The 22,559-nt window shown below is 71.7% G+C and carries 16 protein-coding genes and 2 tRNA genes; 3 read left to right on the top strand and 15 right to left on the bottom strand.

Annotated elements, in window-relative coordinates; translation table 11 throughout:
• Positions 1-251: 251 nt before the first annotated feature.
• The gene (locus IAG44_RS27365; protein WP_187749728.1) at positions 252-2,129 is read right to left on the bottom strand and encodes an AMP-dependent synthetase/ligase; all 1,878 of its coding nucleotides are present in this window, start codon (positions 2,127-2,129) and stop codon (positions 252-254) included.
• A gap of 200 nt (positions 2,130-2,329) precedes the next feature.
• Positions 2,330-4,198, bottom strand: a complete 1,869-nt coding sequence (gene lepA, locus IAG44_RS27360; protein WP_187749727.1) for a translation elongation factor 4 — start codon at positions 4,196-4,198, stop codon at positions 2,330-2,332.
• Positions 4,199-4,419: 221 nt separating this feature from the next.
• Here lepA and rpsT point away from each other — a divergent pair, with 221 nt between their 5' ends.
• Positions 4,420-4,686: a 30S ribosomal protein S20 gene (gene rpsT, locus IAG44_RS27355; protein WP_187749726.1), complete on the top strand. Its 267-nt coding sequence runs from the start codon at positions 4,420-4,422 to the stop codon at positions 4,684-4,686.
• Between the two features lie 597 nt (positions 4,687-5,283).
• Here the strand turns inward: rpsT and holA are convergent.
• The 7 genes from holA to leuS all read right to left on the bottom strand — a co-directional run bounded on the left by holA (position 5,284) and on the right by leuS (position 15,372).
• On the bottom strand, positions 5,284-6,270 hold the full coding sequence (gene holA / locus IAG44_RS27350) for a DNA polymerase III subunit delta (RefSeq protein WP_187749725.1): 987 nt from the start codon (positions 6,268-6,270) through the stop codon (positions 5,284-5,286).
• Positions 6,271-6,307: 37 nt separating this feature from the next.
• Positions 6,308-6,553, bottom strand: a complete 246-nt coding sequence (locus IAG44_RS27345) for a hypothetical protein (protein WP_187749724.1) — start codon at positions 6,551-6,553, stop codon at positions 6,308-6,310.
• Between the two features lie 10 nt (positions 6,554-6,563).
• Positions 6,564-8,963, bottom strand: a complete 2,400-nt coding sequence (locus IAG44_RS27340) for a ComEC/Rec2 family competence protein (RefSeq protein WP_187749723.1) — start codon at positions 8,961-8,963, stop codon at positions 6,564-6,566.
• Positions 8,960-10,036: a ComEA family DNA-binding protein gene (locus tag IAG44_RS27335; protein WP_187749722.1), complete on the bottom strand. Its 1,077-nt coding sequence runs from the start codon at positions 10,034-10,036 to the stop codon at positions 8,960-8,962. The genes IAG44_RS27340 and IAG44_RS27335 overlap by 4 nt, the downstream gene beginning before the upstream one ends.
• A gap of 140 nt (positions 10,037-10,176) precedes the next feature.
• Positions 10,177-11,022 (bottom strand): DegV family protein, encoded by an 846-nt coding sequence (locus IAG44_RS27330; RefSeq protein WP_187749721.1) that lies wholly within the window; start codon positions 11,020-11,022, stop codon positions 10,177-10,179.
• Between the two features lie 95 nt (positions 11,023-11,117).
• On the bottom strand, positions 11,118-11,834 hold the full coding sequence (locus tag IAG44_RS27325; protein WP_187749720.1) for a hypothetical protein: 717 nt from the start codon (positions 11,832-11,834) through the stop codon (positions 11,118-11,120).
• A gap of 646 nt (positions 11,835-12,480) precedes the next feature.
• Positions 12,481-15,372 (bottom strand): leucine--tRNA ligase, encoded by a 2,892-nt coding sequence (leuS, locus tag IAG44_RS27320; RefSeq protein WP_187749719.1) that lies wholly within the window; start codon positions 15,370-15,372, stop codon positions 12,481-12,483.
• Positions 15,373-15,797: 425 nt separating this feature from the next.
• On the opposite strand from leuS, the gene IAG44_RS27315 reads away from it, so the two are divergent.
• Positions 15,798-17,003, top strand: coding sequence for a cytochrome b/b6 domain-containing protein (locus IAG44_RS27315; RefSeq protein ID WP_187749718.1), 1,206 nt, complete (start codon positions 15,798-15,800; stop codon positions 17,001-17,003).
• Positions 17,000-18,628, top strand: a complete 1,629-nt coding sequence (locus IAG44_RS27310; RefSeq protein ID WP_187749717.1) for an NADH-quinone oxidoreductase subunit NuoF family protein — start codon at positions 17,000-17,002, stop codon at positions 18,626-18,628. Before IAG44_RS27315 ends, IAG44_RS27310 begins: the two co-directional genes overlap by 4 nt.
• A gap of 133 nt (positions 18,629-18,761) precedes the next feature.
• Here IAG44_RS27310 and IAG44_RS27305 read toward each other — a convergent pair.
• The 6 genes from IAG44_RS27305 to IAG44_RS27280 all read right to left on the bottom strand — a co-directional run bounded on the left by IAG44_RS27305 (position 18,762) and on the right by IAG44_RS27280 (position 22,540).
• A tRNA-Ala gene (locus tag IAG44_RS27305) sits at positions 18,762-18,834 on the bottom strand.
• Between the two features lie 74 nt (positions 18,835-18,908).
• Complete coding sequence (locus IAG44_RS27300; RefSeq protein WP_007492859.1) at positions 18,909-19,142, bottom strand: hypothetical protein; 234 nt, start codon at positions 19,140-19,142, stop codon at positions 18,909-18,911.
• A gap of 326 nt (positions 19,143-19,468) precedes the next feature.
• Positions 19,469-19,541: transfer RNA gene (locus IAG44_RS27295), tRNA-Ala, on the bottom strand.
• 101 nt (positions 19,542-19,642) lie between these two features.
• Positions 19,643-20,314, bottom strand: coding sequence for a histidine phosphatase family protein (locus IAG44_RS27290; protein WP_187749716.1), 672 nt, complete (start codon positions 20,312-20,314; stop codon positions 19,643-19,645).
• A complete protein-coding gene (gene rsfS, locus IAG44_RS27285; RefSeq protein ID WP_187749715.1) occupies positions 20,311-20,745 on the bottom strand; it encodes a ribosome silencing factor in 435 nt (144 codons plus the stop codon). Before rsfS ends, IAG44_RS27290 begins: the two co-directional genes overlap by 4 nt.
• An 85-nt stretch (positions 20,746-20,830) precedes the next feature.
• Entirely contained in the window at positions 20,831-22,540 is a 1,710-nt protein-coding gene (locus IAG44_RS27280; RefSeq protein ID WP_187749714.1) for an LCP family protein, read from the bottom strand.
• Positions 22,541-22,559 lie beyond the last annotated feature (19 nt).

Below are 22,559 nucleotides of genomic sequence, written 5' to 3'. Positions count from 1 at the left end.
GGGTGATCCGGCGGGGGACCTGAGGGGTAGGCCGCGAGGACTACGGGTGCGGGCCGACGAGTACTACGGGGTCCGTCGACCTTGCGGGGCAGCCCGCGAGGACTACGGGGCCGGCAAACCCTGCGGGGCAGCCCGCAGGTACTACGGGGCCCGCGAACCCCACGGGGTACCCCCCCGAGTACTACGGGTCCGCCGGCCCCACAGACCTACGGGTCCTACACCCCGGCCGCCCCCGGCGCCCCCAACACCCCCTACGCCTCCCGCGCCCCCGCGTACATCTCGTCCAGCAACCCCTTGTACGCCCGCTCCACCACCGGCCGCTTCAACTTGAGGCTCGGCGTGATCTCGCCGTGCTCGACGTCGAGGTCCCGGGGCAGCAGCCGGAACTTCTTGATGGTCTGCCAGCGCTGGAGCCCGGCGTTGAGTTCGTCGACGTAGCCCTGGATCAGCTCGACGGCGGCGGGCGTGGCGACGACCTCCGCGTAGGACTTGCCGCCGAGCCCGTTCTCCTCGGCCCAGCCGAGGAGGGCCGGCTCGTCGAGGGCGATCAGCGCCGTGCAGAAGTTCCGGTCGGCGCCGTGCACGAGGATGTTGGAGACGTACGGGCACACCGCCTTGAACTGCCCCTCGACCTCGGCGGGCGCGATGTACTTGCCGCCGGACGTCTTGATCAGGTCCTTCTTGCGGTCGGTGATCTTCAGGAAGCCGTCCGGCGACAGCTCACCGATGTCCCCGGTGTGGAACCAGCCGTCGGACTCCAGCACCTCGGCGGTCTTCTCGGGCAGCTTGTGGTAGCCCTCCATGATCCCGGGGCCGCGCAGCAGGATCTCCCCGTCGTCCGCGATCCTGACCTCCGTGCCGGGCAGCGGCTTGCCGACGGTCCCGGTCCGGTACGCCTCGCCGGGGTTGACGAAGGACGCGGCGGAGGACTCGGTGAGCCCGTACCCCTCAAGGATGTGGATACCGGCGCCGGAGAAGAAGTACCCGATCTCGGGCGAGAGCGCGGCGGACCCGGAGACACAGGCCCGCAGCCGCCCGCCGAACGCCTCGCGGATCTTCGCGAAGACGAGGGTGTCGGCGGCCTTGTGCTTGGCGGTGAGCCCGAAGGGCGCGGTGCGGTCGCCGGTCCGCATGAAGTTGTCCTGCGTGACCTTGGCGTACTCCCGGCCGACCTGCGAGGCCCACTGGAAGATCTTGTACTTGGCCCCGCCGCCCGCACGGGCCTTCGCGGCGACGCCGTTGTAGACCTTCTCGAAGATGCGGGGGACGGCCGCCATGTACGTCGGACGTACTACGGGAAGGTTCTCGATGATCTTGTCGACGCGGCCGTCGACGGCGGTGACGTGGCCGACCTCGATCTGCCCCGAGGTGAGGACCTTGCCGAAGACGTGGGCCAGCGGCAGCCACAGGTACTGCACGTCCTCTCCGCTGATCAGCCCGGTCGCGGCGATCGCCTTCGCCATGTAGGACCAGTTGTCGTGCGGGAGGCGTACCCCCTTGGGGCGACCCGTAGTACCCGAGGTGTAGATCAGGGTCGCCAGCTGGTCCTTGGTGATCGCGGCGACCTTCTTCTCGATCAGCCCCGGCTCCTCGGCGAGCTTCGCCGCCCCGCGCTCCTCCAGCTCGGCGAGCGTGAGGACCCAGTCCTCGCCGGTGTCCGCGCCCGAGGGGTCGATGACGACGACGTACGCCAGGTCGGGCAGCTCCGCGCGCTTGGCCACGACCTTGGCGAGCTGGGCGGCGTCCTCCGCGATCAGGACGCGGCTCTCGGAGTCGGAGAGGATGTACGCCGACTCGTCGTCGTTGGTCTGCGGGTAGACCGTCGTCGTAGCGGCGCCCGCGCACATGATGCCGAGGTCGGCGAGGATCCACTCGATCCGGGTGGACGAGGCGAGCGCGACGCGCTGCTCGGGCCGGACGCCGAGGCCGATCAGCCCGGCCGCGATGGCGTGGACGCGCGTAGCGGCCTGCGCCCAGCTCAGGGACTTCCAGTCGTCGGGGCCCTCACCGGACGCCGCCGGTACCGGGTACCGGTACGCCTCCGCGTCGGGCGTGGCGGCCACCCGCTCCAGGAAGAGGCCCGCGACGGACGGCGGGCGGTTCTCGATCAGGGTCTGTGTGTCGCTCACGACATCCTCCGGGGCCCGCGACGGTGCGGCGGTTGTGCTGTGCAGCTTTTTAACTCACGAGTAACTACCGGGCAGGGATCAGAGTAGAGGGCGTCCGGCCGACGCGTAAGGGGTCACGGACGGTCACTTCCGCCTGATACGCGGCCGGGGCCCGCCACGCACACGCGCGACGGGCCCCGGAAACACGGCCGTCCGGGCCCCTACTTCTTGCCCTTGCCGCCGCCCGCGCTGTCGTCGCTGCTCAGGACGGCGATGAAGGCTTCCTGCGGAACCTCCACCGAACCCACCATCTTCATCCGCTTCTTGCCTTCCTTCTGCTTCTCAAGGAGCTTGCGCTTCCGGGAGATGTCACCGCCGTAGCACTTGGCGAGGACGTCCTTGCGGATGGCGCGGATGGTCTCGCGGGCGATGACCCGCGAACCGATGGCCGCCTGGATCGGCACCTCGAACGCCTGGCGCGGGATCAGCTCGCGCAGCTTGGCGACCAGCCGCACGCCGTACGCGTACGCGGCGTCCTTGTGCGTGATCGCCGAGAACGCGTCGACCTTGTCGCCGTGCAGCAGGATGTCGACCTTGACCAGCGACGACGTCTGCTCGCCCGTGGGCTCGTAGTCCAGGGACGCGTAGCCGCGCGTCTTCGACTTCAGCTGGTCGAAGAAGTCGAACACGATCTCCGCGAGGGGCAGCGTGTAGCGGATCTCGACGCGGTCCTCGGAGAGGTAGTCCATGCCGAGGAGGGTGCCGCGCCGGGTCTGGCACAGCTCCATGATCGAGCCGATGAACTCGGTCGGCGCGAGGATCGTGGCGCGTACGACGGGCTCGTACACCTCCATGATCTTGCCCTCGGGGAACTCGCTCGGGTTGGTGACGACGTGCTCGGAGCGGTCCTCCATGACGACGCGGTACACCACGTTCGGCGCGGTCGCGATCAGGTCGAGGCCGAACTCGCGCTCCAGCCGCTCACGGATCACGTCGAGGTGCAGCAGACCCAGGAAGCCGACGCGGAACCCGAAGCCGAGGGCGGCGGACGTCTCCGGCTCGTACACCAGCGCCGCGTCGTTCAGCTGGAGCTTGTCCAGGGCCTCGCGCAGCTCCGGGTAGTCCGAGCCGTCCAGCGGGTACAGGCCCGAGAAGACCATCGGCTTGGGGTCCTTGTACCCGCCCAGCGCCTCGGTCGCGCCCTTGGCCTGGCTGGTGACGGTGTCACCGACCTTGGACTGGCGGACGTCCTTCACGCCGGTGATCAGGTAACCGACCTCGCCGACGCCCAGACCGTCGGCGCCCAGCATCTCCGGGGAGTTGGTGCCGATCTCCAGCAGCTCGTGCGTCGCGCCGGTCGACATCATCCGGATGCGCTCACGCTTGTTGAGCTGGCCGTCGATGACACGGACGTACGTCACGACGCCCCGGTACGAGTCGTACACCGAGTCGAAGATCATCGCGCGGGCGGGCGCGTCCTTGACGCCGACGGGCGCCGGGACGTCGCGGACGACCTTGTCGAGCAGCGCGTCGACGCCGACACCGGTCTTCGCGGAGACCCGCAGGACGTCGTCCGGGTCGCAGCCGACCAGGTTCGCCAGCTCCTCGGCGAACTTCTCCGGCTGGGCCGCCGGGAGGTCGATCTTGTTCAGCACCGGGATGATCGCGAGGTCGTTCTCCATCGCGAGGTACAGGTTCGCGAGGGTCTGCGCCTCGATGCCCTGGGCCGCGTCGACGAGCAGGACGGTGCCCTCGCAGGCGGCGAGCGACCGCGAGACCTCGTACGTGAAGTCCACGTGCCCCGGGGTGTCGATCATGTTCAGGATGTGCGTGTTGCCCGGGTCCTCGGTCGGGGCCCACGGCAACCGCACCGCCTGGGACTTGATCGTGATGCCGCGCTCACGCTCGATGTCCATCCGGTCGAGGTACTGGGCACGCATCTGGCGCTGCTCCACCACGCCGGTCAGCTGGAGCATCCGGTCGGCGAGCGTGGACTTGCCGTGGTCGATGTGCGCGATGATGCAGAAATTGCGGATCAGCGCCGGGTCGGTACGGCTCGGCTCGGGCACATTCTTAGGGGTCGCGGGCACGCAGGGTCCTGTCTCTTGAGGCGCCTTATGCCTCGGGTCGGATCGATACGTAGCTTCCATGGTCCCACGGGCGGGGAGCTGGGACCGGTTTGGGCCGACCGGTGGCCCGCTGGTAGTGTGGACAGCTGTGTCTCTTGCCCTCTCAGCGCGAGGCACACCCCAAGAAATCACCTGGTCCGGGGCCTCACGGTCCCGAGCCTGAACCTGAAAAGGCTCAATCAGTGGCGAACATCAAGTCCCAGATCAAGCGGATCAAGACCAACGAGAAGGCCCGGCAGCGCAACAAGGCCGTCAAGTCCTCCCTGAAGACCGCGATCCGCAAGGCCCGCGAGGCCGTCGCCGCGGGTGACGTCGAGAAGGCCACCGAGTACCAGCGCGCCGCCGCGCGTCAGCTCGACAAGGCCGTCTCCAAGGGCGTCATCCACAAGAACCAGGCCGCCAACAAGAAGTCGGCGCTTGCTTCCAAGGTCGAGGCGCTCAAGGGCTGAACCCCCTGATCTGACCGGACCCCTCCTCCCGAGGGGCCCCTTTCGCCGGACGGACCCAGAGCGGGCCCTCTCTCATCCGCTCCCACCCGGCACCCTGAGATCACGCGCGGCCTGCGTTCGCCACGCGGGCGTGATCCCCAGCACATCCCAAAGGCCCCGGCCCCAGCCCTTCCCCAGGGCGAAGGCCGGGGCCTTCGGCATACCCGCGGTCCCTGGCGGTACGCCACCGACGACGATGTCCCGCCGGGGGTGACCCTGCGATGCGGGGCCGTCGACCTCGGCCCAGAGCCGGAACGGCAGCGGCAGCGGCAGCGGCAGCGGCAGCGGCAGCGGCAGCGGCGAGTCTGCCCACCCAGCCGCAACGCGTGCTGCTCACAGGCGCCAGCACCCCGACGAGATCCGTCGGCGCCGGCCCTGGCGGGCTGCCCCGCCGAGCCACCGGCCCCGCGCCGGTCCCCCAGCGGGCCATCACCCCCACCGGCGCCGCGTCCCTGCCTGCCATGGCGCAAGGCCCCCGCACCAGCCCACTCATCCCACCCCGAACGCCCCTAGCCCCTAGCCCCTAGCCCCTAGAACAACCCTCCCCTTCCTCTCCCCCTACCTCCCCCGAGCCCGCGCAGCCCTCGCGATGGTCACGACCGCCTTCTCCAGCGCGTACTCGGGATCGTCCCCCCCGCCCTTCACTCCCGCGTCGGCCTCGGCGACGGCGCGCAGGGCCACGGCCACCCCCTCCGGCGTCCACCCCCGCATCTGCTGGCGGACCCGGTCGATCTTCCAGGGCGGCATGCCCAGCTCGCGCGCGAGATCGGCGGGCCGGCCACCACGGGCGGAGGACAGTTTCCCGATGGCCCGCACTCCCTGGGCCAGCGCGCTGGTGATCAGCACGGGCGCCACCCCCGTGGACAACGACCACCGCAGCGCCTCCAGTGCCTCGGCCGCCCGCCCCTCGACCGCCCGGTCGGCGACGGTGAAGCTGGACGCCTCGGCCCGCCCGGTGTAGTACCGGCCCACGACGGCCTCGTCGATCGTCCCCTCGACGTCCGCGACCAGCTGCGACACGGCGGAGGCCAGCTCCCGCAGGTCACTCCCGATCGCGTCCACCATCGCGGAGCACGCCTCCGGCGTGGCCGATCTCCCCGTCGCCCGGAACTCCTGCCGGACGAAGGCCAGCCGGTCCGCCGGCTTGGTCATCTTCGGGCAGGCGACCTCCCGCGCCCCCGCCTTCCGCGCCGCCTCCAGCAACGCCTTCCCCTTGACCCCGCCGGCGTGCAGCAGCACCAGCGCGATGTCCTCGACCGGCGCCCCCAGATACGCCTTCACGTCCTTGACGGTGTCCGCCGAGAGGTCCTGCGCGTTGCGGACGACGATCACCTTGCGCTCGGAGAACAGCGACGGACTCGTCAGCTCGATCATCGTCCCCGGCTGCACCTGCTCCGGCGCCAGATCCCGCACGTCGGTGTCCGCGTCGGCCTCCCGGGCCGCCCGCACCACCTCCTGCACCACCCGGTCGAGCAGCAGCTCCTCCTGCCCCACGGCAAGCGTCACCGGAGCGAGGACGTCATCATCAGCGCGCTTCTTGGCCATCTCCCCAGCATGTCACGCACCACCGACACCCCACCCCCTACGGCTCCTCCCGCCACCCCTCCCACTCCCGGGCGAACGCGTCCAGTTCCTCGGCCCCGAGCCGCCCCTCCGCGTCCCCCAGCACCACCAGCCACTGCGCGTCCTCCGCGTCGTCCTCCCCCGCCAGCGCGTCCCGCACCACCAGCGGCTCCTCCATCACCCCGAACCGCTCCCGCAGCTCCTCGACCACCTCCTCGGCGGCATCCCGATCCGGCAGCACCAGCACATGTCGCACATCACTCACGCCCCCATTCTCAGCCACCCTCCCCCGTCACCCGCACCCCCTCCCCGGCCCCGCTGACCACCAGCCCCCCGTCCCGATCCGTCCGCCTCACCACCGCGCCTCCCGCCCGCAACGCCGCCACCGTCCCAGGCGCCGGATGGCCATACGAATTCCCCTCCCCACAGGACACCAACGCCACCCGGGCCCCCACCCCCCGCAACAGCCCCGCGTCCTGATGCGCCGACCCGTGATGCGCGACCTTCACCACGTCCACCCCACCCCGCAGCACCCCACCCGCCGCCTCCCACAACGCCCGCTGCCCCGCCGGCTCCAGATCCCCCAGCATCAGCACCCGCAGCCCACCGGCCCGCACGAGCATCGCCACACTCGCGTCGTTGGCCCCCTCCACCGGCACCACCCCACCCGGCGGCCACAGCACCTCCCACTCCAGCTCCCCCACCCTGCGCCGCTCCCCGGCGACGGCCCGCACGACCGGCACCCCCCGCTCCCGCGCCGTCCGCCGCACGAACTCCGCCTGGTCCACGGGCTCCTCGAACCCGGTCACCTCGATCTCCCCGACGGCCCGCCCCCGCAACACCCCCGGAAGCCCGGCCACATGGTCGGCATGGAAGTGCGTGAGGACGACCAGCGGCACCCGGGTCACCCCCAGCTTCCGCAGACACCGGTCGACGGCCCGGGGATCGGGCCCGGCATCGACGACGACCCCGGCGCCCGCCCCCGCCGCGAGAACAGCGGCATCTCCCTGTCCCACATCGCACACGGCCAGCTTCCACCCGGGCACCGGCCACCCCGTCACCACCCTGGTCAGGGGCGGCGGCTGCAACACCACCAGCACCAGCAGCACCCCCAACGCCCCGCACCACAAGGGCCGCCCCAACAGCCGCCGCCCGAGCAGCACCCCCGCGAGCGTCACCAGCGCGAGGAGGACGGCCCCGCCCCACCCGCCGGGCCAGTCCACCCCCGCCCCGGGCAGCGCGGCCCCGGCGCGGGCGACGTCCGCGATCCACCCGGCGGGCCAGCTCGCGCACCAGGCGAGCACCTTGGCCACCGGCATGCACACCGGCGCCACCGCGAGCGCCGCGAACCCGAGCACCGTGGCCGGCGCGACGGCGAACTCGACGAGCAGATTGCACGGCACCGCCACCAGACTCACCCGCGCCGACAGCACCGCCACGACCGGCGCGCACAACGCCTGCGCCGCCCCCGCCGCCGCCAACGCCTCCGCGAGCCGCGCCGGCACCCCGCGCCGCCGCAGCGCGAGCGCCCACCTCGGCGCCACCGTCAGCAGGGACCCGGTGGCCAGCACCGACAGCAGGAACCCGTAACTCCGGGCCAGCCAGGGGTCGTAGAGGACCAGCGCGAGCACGGCCGCCGCCAGCGCCGGCATCATCGTCCGCCGACGCCCGGTCGCCAGCGCGGCCAGCACCACCGCCCCGCACGCCGCCGCCCGCAGCACGCTCGGATCGGGCCGGCACACCACCACGAACGCCAGCGTCAGCCCGCCCCCGAGCAGCGCCGTCCCCCGCAGCGACACCCCGAGCCGGGGCGCCAGTCCCCGCCGCTCGACGTGCTGCGCGGTCCCCGGCGGCCCGAGCAGCAGGACGAGGATGATCGTCAGGTTGCTCCCGGACACGGCCAGCGTGTGCGCGAGGTCGGTCTCCTTGAACGCCTCGTCCAGCTCGGCCGGGATCCGCGAGGTGTCGCCGACGACCAGCCCCGGCAGCAACGCCCGCGCGTCCCCGGGCAGTTCCCCGGTCGCCTCCCGCAGCCCGGCCCGCAACCGCCCCGCGACCCGCTGCACCCCGGACGCTTCCCCCACCACCCGGGGCCCCTCCTCGCCCCGCACCCGCAGCACCGCCGCCACGTCGTCCCCGCCCCGCAGCGGCGGCGCCAACCGCCCCTCCACCCGCACCTCCGTGGACGGCAGCAGCCCCAGCCACCCGGCGCCGCCCGCCCCCGACACCACGACCAGCACCGGCGCCCGTGTCACCGCCTCCCGCCCGTCCGGCCCCGTCACCCGCCGCACCTGCGCGTCCACGACCACCGCGTCCCGCGACATCCGGTCCCCCGTCACCCTCGGCCGCGTCCGCCGCGCGTCCGAGGTGATCCGCACCTCCGCGCTCACGTCCGCGAACCGAGCCGCCAGCTCCGGCACCGGCCCCCGCCCCACGTCGTCCCCGTGCACCCCGCCCGCCAGCGCCGCCGCGGCCACGCACAGCAGCACCCCCGCCCCGGTCGCCCCCGGCCATCCGGACCTCCGCCCCACGAGCAGCGCCCCGGCCACCACCGCGCACCCCGCCGCGACGGCCAGCGCCACCCCGAGCGACACGTCCAGCGCCCACGCCGCCGTCCCCCATGCCGCCAGCGCCGGCGCCACCAGCCGCAGGTCCGCCACCTCCTCGCGCTTCATGGCCGTACGAGCTCCCGCAGCTCGGAGAACCGCCGCTCCCCGATCCCGTTCACCTGCCGCAGTTCGTCGACGGAACGGAACCCGCCGTGCTGCGTGCGGTAGTCCAGGATGTGCTGGGCCAGCACCGGCCCCACCCCGGGCAGCCCGTCAAGCTGCTCCAGCGTCGCGGTCCCCAGCGACACCGGCACCCCCGCCGCGCCCGCGCCTCCCCCGACAACACCGGCCCCGCCACCAGCCCCGACCCCAGCACCCCCGACGGCACCAGGCACCCCCACCGCCACCTGCTCCCCGTCCACCAGGAACCGCGCCTGGTTCAACCCCTCCGCACTCGCCCCCGGCCGCACCCCGCCCGCCGCCCGCAACGCGTCCACCACCCGCGACCCCGCCGGCAACCGGTGTACCCCGGGATTCCGCACCTTCCCACTGACGTCGACGACGATCTCCCCGCCCGCCGAGGCCCCGGCGGACGCGACAGGCGCGGCAGGCACCCCGGCGGAACTCCCCGCTCCGGCAACACCGGCACCGGCAACTCCCGCCCCAGCCACGCCAGTTCCGGCCACGCCGGTCCCAGCCGCCCCCGGGTCCCCCGACTCCAGGGCCTCCGCCCGCACCACCTCCGGCGCCCGCACACTCTGCGTCCGCCCCGCCCAGAAGTGCTGCCCCGCGAACACCACGGCCACCACCAGCACGACCGTCAGCGCGACGACACCCCGCCGCTCCATCCCGCACCGCGCCTGCACCCACACCGGCATCCGCTCCCACACCGCGGCCCCGACCCGAGCCCGCCGCCCCACACCACCGTCCCGCCCGACAACCTCGCCGCCGTCACCGACGTCACCGCCCCCGCGCACCTCCCCGACCCCCAACTCCCCACTCCCCGCGACCCGTTCCACCCTCTCGGCCCCCTCAGCCCGCTCAGCCCGCTCCCCGAACAACACCTCCACCCGCCGCCTCGTCTCCACCGCCGAAGCCCGCCGCCCACCCCCTCGACGCCGGACACGGCTGTCGGAGCCGGCGGCCCTCCCGGGCCCACTCGTCGCGGTCGTCGTACGTGTACGTGATCGAATCGCCATGAGTCGAGAATCGGGCAATCCACCACCCCATGGGGATCCAGCCCGATATCAGTGGACAACCACCCACCTGTGGATAACTCAGTCACCCACAAGAGTGACGACCCCGCTCCCCCCTACAACCACAGCCCCCGCAGCCCCACCTACCGAGGCGAGACCACAACCCCCAACAACCCAGGCCCCGTATGCGCCCCGATCACCGCCCCCACCTCACTCACATGCAACTCCCCCAGCCCCGCCACCCGCTCCCGCAACCGCTCCGCCAGCACACTCGCCCGCTCCGGCGCGGAGAGATGGTGCACCGCGAGATCGACGGCCGCCGCCCCGGCCCGCTCGACCGCCAGCTCCTCGAGCCGCGCGATCGCCTTGGACGCCGTCCGCACCTTCTCCAGCAGGTCGATACGCCCCTCGTCGAGCTGGAGCAGCGGCTTCACGGCGAGCGCGGAGCCCAGCAGCGCCTGGGCCGCGCCGATCCGCCCGCCCCGGCGGAGGTAGTCGAGGGTGTCGACGTAGAAGTACGCGGAGGTCGCGGAGGCGCGTTTCTCCGCCGCCGTCACCGCCTCGTCGACCGTGCCGCCCGCCTGGGCCGTCTCGGCGGCGGCGAGCGCGCAGAAGCCGAGGGCCATCGCGACCATGCCGGTGTCCACGACCCGCACGGGCACGGGGGCCTGGCGCGCGGCGACGACGGCCGCGTCGTAGGTGCCCGAGAGTTCGGCGGAGAGGTGGAGCGAGACGATGCCGGTGGCGCCGGACTCGGCGACCTTGCGGTACGTCTCGGCGAACACCTCGGTGCCGGGGCGCGAGGTCGTCACCGGGCGCCGCTTCTGGAGGGCCTGGGCCAGGGACCTCGTCGAGATCTCCGTGCCCTCCTCCAGCGCCTGGTCGCCGAGGACCACCGTCAGCGGTACCGCCGTGATGCCGTGACGTTCCATCGCCCGCTGCGGCAGGTAGGCCGTTGAATCCGTGACGATCGCGACATGGCGGGACATGAGCTGGAGGTTACCTGGCGTAGCAGGGGACCGTCAGCCCGGCCCCTCGCCCGCTGGGCGTCCTTGACCGAATCAAGGTGTACGGGCGGCCCCGGTCAGGTCGTGCTCTCCGGGCGGGGTTTCTTCTCCCACGGGTACGTGGGGCGCGGGGGCTGCGGGGTGATCTCGGGGCGGGACGGTTCCTGTGCGGCGCGCGGTGCTGCCGTGGGCTCGCCGGCCGGGGGCGGCCAGGACTGGCCGGGAGTCCGCCCGGACGTCGGGACGTCGTCCGTCGTCCAGTGCCGCAGCGCGCCCGCCTCGACGTCGATCTGCGCGCTCAGCGAGTCCAGGTCGTCCGCCGCGAACCTGCTCGCGCGGTCGCGGGCGGCCCAGCGCAGGGAGTCCGCCGAGGCCGTGATCCGCTCGGTGCGTTCCCGCAGTTCCGGGAGCCGCTGAGCCAGGGTGTTCCGGTCCGGATCCGACTCCAGCCGCTTGAGTTCGTCGTCGAGCTGATGCCCGTGCTCACTGAGCCGCGCGAACAGGCCCAGCGACTCCTTCAGCGACTCGTCCTCCGCGACGCCCACGTGCAGCGCGTCCTGCGTGGCCCTCATCGACGTCCGCAACGTCAGCCTCAGCTGAGCGATCTCCCCCGCGGGCCCCGGCCGCCCCAACGACTTCGCCCGCAAGGTGTGGTCCTCGACAGTCCGCCGAGCCTGCCCAATAGTCCGGTCCACACTCCGCTTGGCAGCCCCCACAGCCTTCACAGTCCCATAAACCCCCAACGCGAAGAGCACCAAGAAAACCAGCGCAACCACTGCGATCACGGCTTCCACAGCACTCCTCCGTCCCCAACCCGACGCACCCGCGCCGCCTTTCCACGATAAACGCCCCCCACCACCCCAGAGTTCCCCCCAACCCTGACCTTCCCCCCACCCACCCCGTAGGGGACCCCCCTCCCACCCCTGCCAGACCGCCGCCCCGCCGCCCCGCCGCCCCGCCGCCCCGACGCCCCGACGCCCCGGCGAGCTGGCGAGCTGGCGAGCTGGCGAGCTGGCGAGCTGGCGAGAGCTACGAAGGCGGCACCCCACCGACACCCGCCCCCACCCCCCAGCACACTCCGCCGCCTACTCACCACCCCGCCCCACCCACCCCGTAGGGGACCTGCCCGCCACGGCCCCCACACGCCACCACCCCCACCGCCCCCTCCCAACGCGGGCCAGCGATTTTCAGCCCGTCCGGCGTTTGAGGACGAGGCCCCTCAAGGGCCGAACGGGGTCCGGGGGCGGAGCCCCTGGCGGGGTGGAAGGGGCGGAGCCCCTTCGGAGGATGTGGGGGTCCCCCCTGCTCGAAGAGCTTGGGGGAGGGTAGGGGCGGCGGGGGCGAGAACCCTCCCGCCGTAACCCCCCACCCACCCCCAACGCAAAGCGCGCCCCACCCCGACCCCCCGGCCGAAACAGAGCGCGCTCGCGATCCCACACCTCACCCGGTGACGATGTTCACCAGCTTCGGCGCCCGAACGATCACCTTCCGCACGACGGCCCCGTCCAACGCCTTGACGACGGTCTCGTCCGCCAGCGCCACCTTCTCCAGCTCCGCCTCGGAGATGGCCGGCGACACCTCCAGCCGTGCCTTGACCTTGCCCTTGATCTGGACGACACAGGTGACGGCCTCGTCGACGACGTACGCGGGGTCGGCGACCGGCAGGTCCTCGTGGACCACCGACGACGTGTGCCCCAGCTTCCGCCACAGCTCCTCGGCGACATGCGGCGCCAGCGGAGCGATCAGCAGGACCAGCGCCTCGGCGACGGGCCGGGACACCGGCCCGCCCGCCTTGGTCAGGTGGTTGTTCAGCTCGGTGATCTTGGCGATGGCGGTGTTGAACCGCAGCCCCTCCAGATCACCGCGCACCCCGTCGATGGCCTTGTGCAGCGCCCGCAGGGTCGCCTCGTCGGGCTCGGAGTCGACGACGGTCACCGCACCGCTCGTCTCGTCGACGACGTTGCGCCACAGCCGCTGCAGCAGCCGGAACTGCCCGACGACGGCCCGCGTGTCCCAGGGCCGGGAGACGTCCAGCGGCCCCATGGCCATCTCGTACAGCCGCAGCGTGTCGGCCCCGTACTCCTCGCAGATCTCGTCCGGGGTGACCGCGTTCTTCAGGGACTTGCCCATCTTGCCCAGCAGCCGGGAGACCTTCTCGCCGCCGTACCAGTAGGCCCCGTCCCGCTCCTCGACCTCGGCGGCCGGCACGGGGAACCCGCGCTTGTCGCGGTAGACGTACGCCTGGATCATCCCCTGGTTGAACAGCTTGTGGAACGGCTCGGCGGACGAGACGTGCCCCAGGTCGAACAGCACCTTGGACCAGAAGCGGGCGTACAGCAGGTGCAGCACGGCGTGCTCGGCGCCGCCGACGTACAGGTCGACGCCCCCGTGCGGCTGGCCCTCCCGCGGCCCCATCCAGTACTTCTCGATCTCGGGGTCGACCAGCCGGTCGGTGTTGCGCGGGTCCAGGTACCGCAGCTCGTACCAGCAGGACCCGGCCCAGTTGGGCATGGTGTTGGTCTCGCGCCGGTACTTCTTCGGCCCGTCGCCCAGGTCCAGCGTGACGTCGACCCAGTCCTGCTTGCGCGACAGCGGCGGCTCCGGCTGCGTGTCGGCGTCGTCCGGGTCGAAGGTGCGCGGCGAGTAGTCGTCGACCTCGGGCAGCTCCAGCGGCAGCATCGACTCGGGCAGCGCGTGGGCGACACCGTCCTCGTCGTAGACGATCGGGAAGGGCTCGCCCCAGTACCGCTGACGGCTGAACAGCCAGTCCCGCAGCCGGAAGTTGACGGTCCCCTGCCCGATGCCCTTGCGCTCCAGCCACTCGGTGATCCGCGCCTTGGCCTCGGCGACCGGCAGCCCGTCCAGCGAGATCTCGTCGTTCGCGGAGTTGACGATCTTCGCGTCGTACGAGGCGAAGGCGTCCTCCCACGCGGCGGTGTCGGTCCCGCGCCCGTCGGTCGGCTCGACGACGCAGGTGATCGGCAGCTCGAAGGCGCGCGCGAACTCGAAGTCGCGCTGGTCACCGGCGGGGACGGCCATGATGGCGCCGGTGCCGTAGCCCATCAGGACGTAGTCGGCGATGAAGACGGGGATCCGGGCGCCGTTGACGGGGTTGACGGCGTACGCGCCGGTGAAGACACCGGACTTCTCCTTGGCCTCGGCCTGCCGCTCGACGTCGGACTTGGCCCCGGCCTGCGCGCGGTAGGCGGCGACGGCGTCGACGGGGTTGGCGTGCCCGCCGGTCCACACGTCGTGCGTGCCCTCGGGCCAGGCGGCGGCGGTGATCTTCTCGACCAGGGGGTGCTCGGGCGCCAGGACCATGTAGGTCGCGCCGAACAGGGTGTCGGGCCGGGTGGTGAATACGGTAATGCGATCTTCAGCCACCCCCCCGCTGACGGGGAAATCGACCCGAGCCCCCTCACTGCGCCCGATCCAGTTCCGCTGCTGCAGCTTGATCGCCTCGGGCCAGTCCAGCTCCTCCAGATCGTCCAGCAGCCGGTCGGCATACGCGGTGATCCGCATGTTCCACTGCCGCAGCTTCGTCTTGAAGACCGGGAAGTTCCCGCGCTCGGAGCGCCCGTCGGCGGTCACCTCCTCGTTGGCCAGCACGGTCCCCAGCCCCGGGCACCAGTTGACCGGCGCCTCGGAGGCGTACGCCAGCCGGTACTCCCCCAGCAGGTCGGCCCGCTCGGCGGCGCTCAGCGCCTGCCAGGAGCCGCCACCGGGCACCGCCCGCTCACCGGACTCGAACTGCGCGACCAGCTCCGGGATCGGCCGGGCCTTGCCCGCCTCCTCGTCGTACCAGGACTCGAAGATCTGGACGAAGATCCACTGGGTCCACTTGTAGTACTCGGGGTCGATGGTCGCGAACGACCGGCGCTTGTCGTGGCCCAGGCCCAGCCGCCGCAGCTGGGCCTTCATGTTCTCCATGTTGGCCTCGGTGGACACGCGCGGGTGCGTGCCGGTCTGCACGGCGTACTGCTCGGCGGGCAGGCCGAACGCGTCGAAGCCCAGGGTGTGCAGGACGTTGTGCCCGGTCATCCGCTGGAAGCGGGCGTAGACGTCGGTGGAGATGTACCCCAGGGGGTGGCCGACGTGCAGGCCCGCGCCGGAGGGGTACGGGAACATGTCCATGATGAACTTCTTGGGCCGGGCGACGACCGCGGGGTCGCCCGCCAGCTCGCCCGTGGGGTTGGGCGCGGCGTACGTGCCCTCGGCGTCCCAGAAGTCCTGCCAGCGTGCCTCGATGTCGGCCGCCATCGCGGCCGTGTAGCGGTGCGGCGCGGCGTTCGCAGACGGGTCTGCGGCGGCTGCGGGGTTCGTCTCGCTCATGTCCTCAAAGCTCCATCGATCGTCTCTGCCCGGCGGGGCCCGGCGGCTTCGGCCGACCCGGGAAACGAAAAATCCCCTCGCACAGGAGGGGACGCCGCGCCGACTCCGACCACTCTCACCGGCGGTCGGGACTGGTCAGCGCGGCCCGCTAAGCAGAAGGCGTACGGCACGCATGCCGTCAGAGTACCGCAGCGTTTGAGCACACTGCGACGGAGTTGCGTATAGCTGTACGACACCGCGAGCACGGGAGCGAAAACTGACCACCGTTCAAAAATTATCCGACACAACGCCCCCTATAGGGACATCGCTTCGGCAACCCCTCCCGTAGGTAACAGCCCAATAACTCAAACTCGTACCCATCGGTATGGCGCCCACTTAGAGTTCGGCAGCGGGACCGCTTTCCCGGACTGCTCGGAGTTGCCCCCATGAACCCTCGTCGTAGTAACACCTCGCTCCCTCAGCCGGGACGGTCCGCGTACGGGATCGCGACGGCTGTCGTCCTCGTCCTCATACCCGTGGTGGTGGTCCTCGGAGGCAACTGGCTCCAGGAGTTCCTGAACTTCGGCGCGGGCGTGCTCGCCCTGGTGAGCCTCACCTGCTCGGTGATCTGGGGGCTCGTCGCCCAGGACCGGCTCATCCTCAACACGCGTCAGCGGATCGTGGCCCAGGGCATCCACCGGGTGACCGCCGTCTCCTCGATCGCGTTCCTCCTGGTGCACATCACCATCAAGCTCGCGATGGAGCACACCGTCCTGATCGGCGCGCTGATCCCCTTCAGCCTCGGCTTCACCGGCATCGGCGGGCTGATCGGCCTCGGCTCGCTGGCCGCGCTGCTGATGATCTTCGTCGGGGTGACGGGGGCGCTGCGCAACCAGTTCGCCTCCCCGGCGGCGACCGCGGCGCGCTGGCGGATGATGCACATGATGGCCTACCCGGCGCTGTGCGCGGCCCTGATCCACGGGCTGTTCGCGGGCCGCGCGGCCAAGCCGTTCTTCATGGTCAGCTACCAGCTCTGCCTGGTCGCCGTGATCGCGGCCCTGGCGCTGCGCTCCGCGCCCCGCTCCTTCAAACGCAAGGTCGCCGACCGCCTCGCCGCCGTGATCGGCTCCGAGGGCGGCATGCGCGACGAGCTGGCGGAGAGCCGCGCCCGCGTCTCCGAGAACGGCCCCGCCGAGCGCGCCCCCCGCGCCGAACGCGAGCGCGAGCGCCCCGCGCCGGGCCCGCGGACGTCGTCCCTGTTCGGTACGCCCGCCCCGGAGGCCGGCGGTTTCGCCGCCGCGTACCGCACCGCCGCGCCGACGCCCACCCCGGCGTACGGCGCCGACCAGACCGCGCGGATGAACATGCCGTTCGACACGCAGGCGACCGAGGCGATGCCGCGCGTGGACGCCCCGGGCAGCACCTCGGGCAGCTGGCCGATCCCGTCCCCGCCGCCGGTCGGCGAGGCGCCGCCGTCCGCGTACGACCCGATGCAGGACACCGGGTTCAACATCCCCGTCTACGGCGCCGGCGCGCCGCAGGGCGAGCCGAACCCCGGCGCCCGTCCGTACAACCCGAACGACCCGTACAACGGCGGCCCGACGCCCGGCGCGGGCGAAGCGTGGAACACGCCTTCCGGAGGCTATAGGTGAACGAGGCCCTGCCCGACGTCCCAGAGGTCCGCGTGGTCGGGCTTCCGCAGCTCACGTCGGGTTTCGACCTTGTCGAACGGCTCGATCTGCCCATGCACCTGAAGGTGCACGGGCCCCTCGAACCCATCGGCGGCGAGAAACTCGCCCAGCTCGCCGAGCGGATCAACCTCAAGGGGCGTGGCGGGGCGGGCTTCCCGTTCCACAAGAAGCTCCGCTCGGTGGCGGACGCGGCGATCAAGAAGGGCATACGTCCCGTCGTCGTCATCAACGGCAGCGAGGACGAACCGGCCTGCCGCAAGGACACGGTGATGATCAACCGTGCCCCGCACCTCATCCTGGACGGCGCGCTGCTGTGCGCCGAGGCGCTGGGTGCCCGCACGCTCGTGGTGGGGGTCACCCGTGAGTCGACGCAGCGGTCCATGGAGGCCGCCCTCGCCGAGCGCGGGCTGAGCAACAGCCGCCGCTCGGCGCTCCGCGCGTTCGTGCAGCGCAACCCGATCCGCATGGTGACGGGCGCCGCCGCGTCCCTGATCCGCTCGATCGACGGCGGCCCCGCGATCCCGCCCGGCCGCAAGACCAGCGCCTCCCAGAACGGCGTCGGCGGCGCCCCGACGCTCCTGTCGAACGCCGAGACGTTCGCCCAGCTCGCCATCGCCGCCCGCATCGGCCCCGAGCGCTACGGCAACACGGGGCTGTACGACGAGCCGGGCACCGTCATGCTGACCGTCTCCGGCGCGGTCGCCCGCCCGATGGTCATCGAGGTCCCCACGGGCGTCCCGCTGCGCTACGTCCTCCAGCTCGCCGGTGCCCCGCCGGTCCCGCAGGGGGTGCTGACGGGCGGCTACCACGGCAAGTGGATCGACGCGGCGACCGTCAACGAGGCGGTCGTCTCCCGCAACTCCCTGGACGCGGTGGGCGGCGCGCTGGGCGCCGGGGCGATCCTGCCGATCAGTCAGGAGACGTGCCCGCTGGGCGAGTCGCTGCGGGTGGCGCAGTGGCTGGCCGAGGAGAGCGCGGGCCAGTGCGGGCCCTGCTACCTGGGCCTGCCGGCCGCCGCGCGCGGCATGGAGGACATCCTCAACGGCGGCGGCCCGGCCGCCCTCGAAGCGCTCAAGCAGGTCGCGAAGAACGTCAAGCGCCGTGGCGCCTGTTCGCACCCCGACGGCTCCGCGATGTTCCTCGAATCGACCATCAAGGCGTTCACGGACGACCTCGCGGCCCATGTCCTCGGCAACGGCTGCGGCCGCCCCGTGGAGGGCGTGCTGCCCCTGTTCGAGGACGGCCAGCTCCCGGTCGGCATCCCCGGCGGCGGCGAGCCCGCGGCCGACGCCTCGGGCAGCCGGCAGAAGATCTTCGTCGACTGGACCCTGTGCCGGGGCCACGGCCTGTGCGCCGACATCCTCCCCGAGGTCTTCCAGCTCGGCGCCGACGGCTTCCCCACCGTCGCCCAGGCCAAGGTCCCCCGCTACGCCGAGGCCAAGGCCCTGCGCGCCGTCCGCCGCTGCCCCGCCCTGGCCCTCCGCATCGAGGAGGACACCCGAGGCCAGGCCCCCGCCAAGAACCTCCCGGTCCTCTCCAACCGCGAGAACGGCGGCGGCAGAGGCCGAAGAGCCCTGGGTCGCTAGAAGTTAGAAGCAGGAGCAGGAGCAGCACACGGGAACACACGAGAAGGGGCCGCCTGATCAGGCGGCCCCTTCTCGTCGCAGGACACACACGCACGAAAAATCCCGCCCCAACCGGGGCGGGATCTTCGGGGAGTGGAGCTAAGGAGAATTGAACTCCTGACCTCCTGCATGCCATGCAGGCGCTCTACCAACTGAGCTATAGCCCCGTGTCGCGTTCCGCCGGGTTTCCCTGGCGGCGACGCCAACATTACACGGTGGAGGGGGTGGTTCACCAAATCGGTTACGCGGTGACGAAGGAGTAGAACCGCTTGAGGGTGCAGTGCTCCTCCAGCAGCCGCCCGTAGATGGGCTCCCCCTCCAGCTCGCGGTACGTCTCGATGGGGTCGCCTTTTATGATCAGCGCCCGCGCGCACTCCTCGCACCAGTACTGGTACTCGGAGTTGACGGGCTCCATGTCCCGCACGATCGGGGTACCGCTCCCGCACCAGTCGCACTTCCGCCTGTGTGCACCCATGGGTCAGCTCCAGCTGTGGCCGCAGGCCGTACACACGTAGGAGATCCGTGCCGCCCCCGCTCCGGAGAGGTGGCCGCCCTCTCCGAGGATGCTCGCAGGCATCACTGCTCCCTCCCGTCGGGCCGCGCTCCCATCCGGCCGTTTGATTCTGCCACGGCCGGACCGACACGGTCAGCGACGCCTCAGTACCAGTCCGGACACGGCATGCGAGAAGCGCTTCCACAGAGGTATACGCCACAGGAGCCCAAGTGACTCAAGGCAGTTGGCGAAGAGTGTGCGGAGATACGAAAGATCCCGCCCCACCCGGGACGGGATCTTTCGAGGAGTGGAGCTAAGGAGAATTGAACTCCTGACCTCCTGCATGCCATGCAGGCGCTCTACCAACTGAGCTATAGCCCCTTGTGTTCTTCCCGTTCCGTCTGGCCCGGCGAACAAGAAGAACTCTAGCCTGCGACCTGCCGGAAAGTGAAATCCGGGTTCCCGGCCGGTCAGGGCCGGTGTCAGTCGTCGTCGCCGAGGACCGGCTCGGGCAGCGTGCCGGCGTTGTGCTCCAGCAGCCGCCAGCCCCGGGCCCCCTCACCGAGGACGGACCAGCAGCAGTTGGAGAGCCCGCCGAGACTCTCCCAGTGGCCGGACTCGAGACCGAGGAGCCGCCCGATGGTGGTGCGGATGGTGCCGCCGTGGCTGACGACGACGAGGGTCCCCGCGTCCGGCAGCTTCTCCGCGTGCCGCAGGACGACGGGGGCGGCGCGGTCGGCGACCTCCGTCTCCAGCTCGCCCCCGCCCCGGCGGACGGGCTCGCCGCGCTTCCAGGCCGCGTACTCCTCGCCGTACCGGTCGACGATCTCCTCGTGGGTCAGCCCCTGCCACACGCCCGCGTACGTCTCGCGCAGCGCTTCGTCGTGGGTGACGTCGAGGCCGGTGAGCGCGGCCAGCTCGGCGGCCGTGCGCGCGGCGCGGGAGAGGTCGGAGGCGACGATCGCGTCCGGCTTGAGCGAGGCGAGCAGGCGAGCGGCGCGGCGGGCCTGCGCGACGCCGGTCTCCGTCAGGGCGACGTCCGTCGTGCCCTGGAAGCGGCGTTCGACGTTCCAGGCGGTCTGGCCATGGCGCCAGAGGACGATCCGGCGGCCACGCCCCGGCCGGCCGTCGCTGACCTCACCCGTCGCGCTCACCAGTCACCGCCGGTGTCCTCGGCCGCCTGGAGCTTGGCGTGCTCCTCCGCCTTGCCGCGGGTCGCCTTCGCGTCCGCGGGCAGCTCCAGCTCGGGGCAGTCCTTCCACAGCCGCTCCAGCGCGTAGAAGACCCGCTCCTCGCTGTGCTGGACGTGGACGACGATGTCGACGTAGTCGAGCAGGATCCAGCGGGCGTCGCGGTCGCCCTCGCGGCGTACCGGCTTGGCGCCCAGCTCCTTGCTGAGCCGCTCCTCGATCTCGTCGACGATCGACTTGACCTGCCGGTCGTTGGGCGCCGACGCCAGCAGGAAGGCGTCCGTGATCGACAGCACATCGCTCACGTCGTAGGCGATGATGTCGTGCGCGAGCTTGTCGGCCGCCGCCTGGGCGGCGGCCGAGATGAGCTGAAGAGAACGGTCGGTGGCGGTCACTGCACGGCTTTCCCTAGACGGTCGTGTACCCCCCAAGGGTCTCACGCCCCGCCGAGCCCGCTCACGCGATAACCCAGGGCCCCTCTCACGACGCCGAGCGCTTGTAGTCCTTCCCGAGGACGACCGTGACGTCGGCGTTCGAGGCGGCGCCGGACTTCTGGACGGCGCTCTCGGGCAGGCCGAGGGTCTTGGCGACCTCCGTGGCGTTCGTCTTGTCGGAGTCGTCGGCGTACGTGACGGCCGTCTTCGCGGCGGCGGACGCGGTGCCGCCGTCGAGGTAGGTGAAGCCGCCGTTGAGCAGGACCACGCGGGCGTCCTCCGAGTCGGCCCGCGACCCGGTCGCGTTCTGGACGGAGACGCGGACTGCGGCATCCGCGTCCGGGCTCTTCGCGGTGCCGCCGAGGACGTTCTTGACGACCTCGGAGCTCGCGTCGGCGCTGAGCGTGCCGTCCTTCTGCACGGGCAGGGTCTCGGTCTTGTAGTCGCCGCCCTTGGCCAGCTCGGCGAGCGCGGCGAGGAAGGCGCCGAGGTCCTGGTCGGTGAGGGAGGGGTCGAGGATCTGCGCGAGCGTCTGGACGGTGACGGTCGCGGCCTGCGCGTCGGTGGACACCTTGCGCAGCACGCCCTGCATGACCTGCCCGAACCGCGCGAGCTGCGCGTCCTGCGACTCCTCCTCGCCCCGGTGGGTCGCGTAGGCGACGGCCATCTTGCCACTGAGCGACTGGTCGGAGCCCTTGCGGACGAGGAGTTCGCCCTTCTTCGACGCCGGGTCGGGGACGTCCGTGTCGGTGTCCACCTCGATGCCGCCGACGAGGTCGACGAGGTTCTGCAGGTAGGGGGTGTCCAGGCGCCAGGTCCCCTCGATGCTGGTGCCGAGGACGGTGTCGAGGGCGTCGCGGGTGCCGGCGGAGCCGTCGTCGTCGACGGACTTCGCGAGGGTCGTGCTGTTGCCGTCGTCCGTGGTCACGACCAGGGAGTTGGGGAGCAGGACGGTCGTCCCGCGCTTGGCGGTCGTGTTGTCGACCAGGAGCAGCGTGGAGGTGCCGCCCTTCGCGGTGTCGTGGAGGTGGACGACGACCACGTCCCGCTTCTGCGCGCCGGCCTGCGTCGCCGTCGTCGCCTTCCCGTCGGAGGAGGACAGTCCCGGGATCTTCCCGGCGTACCAGAGGTAGCCGACCCCGCCGACGGCGACCAGGGCGAGGACGACGGCCAGGGCGACCAGCCGGCTCTTCGCGCGCCGCTTGGCCTCCTCGCGGCGTTCGGTGCGGTTCTCGGTGAAGTTCAGCCAGTCGATGACGTCCTCGGAGTCCGAGTCGGGCTCCTCGACGAAGGCGAACTGCTCGGTGCGGTAGTCGGGTTGAGGCTTGTCCGTGTCCGGCTTCTGGTCCGCGTTCGGGTCCTGCGCCGGGGGTGGTTCCTGGGCGGGCGCGGTCTGGTGGGGGATGTAGGCGGTGGCGGTGGCCTGCTCGGGGGCGGGCTGGCCGTGTCCCTGGGTCTGGCCCGCGTCGGAGGTCTGCTGCCCGTAGGGGTCGTACGGGGTGTACGAGGGGGTGGATGTCTGCTGGGCGGCTGTCCCGTAGGGGTCGTACCCGTAGCCCTGCTGGTCGTACGCCTGCTGGGGATAACCCGGCTGGTGGGCGGTGTCGTACCCGTAGCCCTGCTGCTGACCGGCGTAAGGGTCGTAAGGCTGCTGCTGAGGACGTCCGTATACGGGCCGTCCGTAGTCGTCGTAGCCGACGACGACGTACGGGGTCTCCTCCTCGTCGGACTGGTCCGCGTCGTATCGGTTGTTCACCGGTGCCCCTCTCGGCCTG

The organism is Streptomyces roseirectus (assembly GCF_014489635.1).
Lineage (GTDB): Bacteria > Actinomycetota > Actinomycetes > Streptomycetales > Streptomycetaceae > Streptomyces > Streptomyces roseirectus.
The sequence above is the reverse complement of the archived record's forward strand: the minus strand, read 5'-3'. Positions and strand labels throughout refer to the sequence as shown.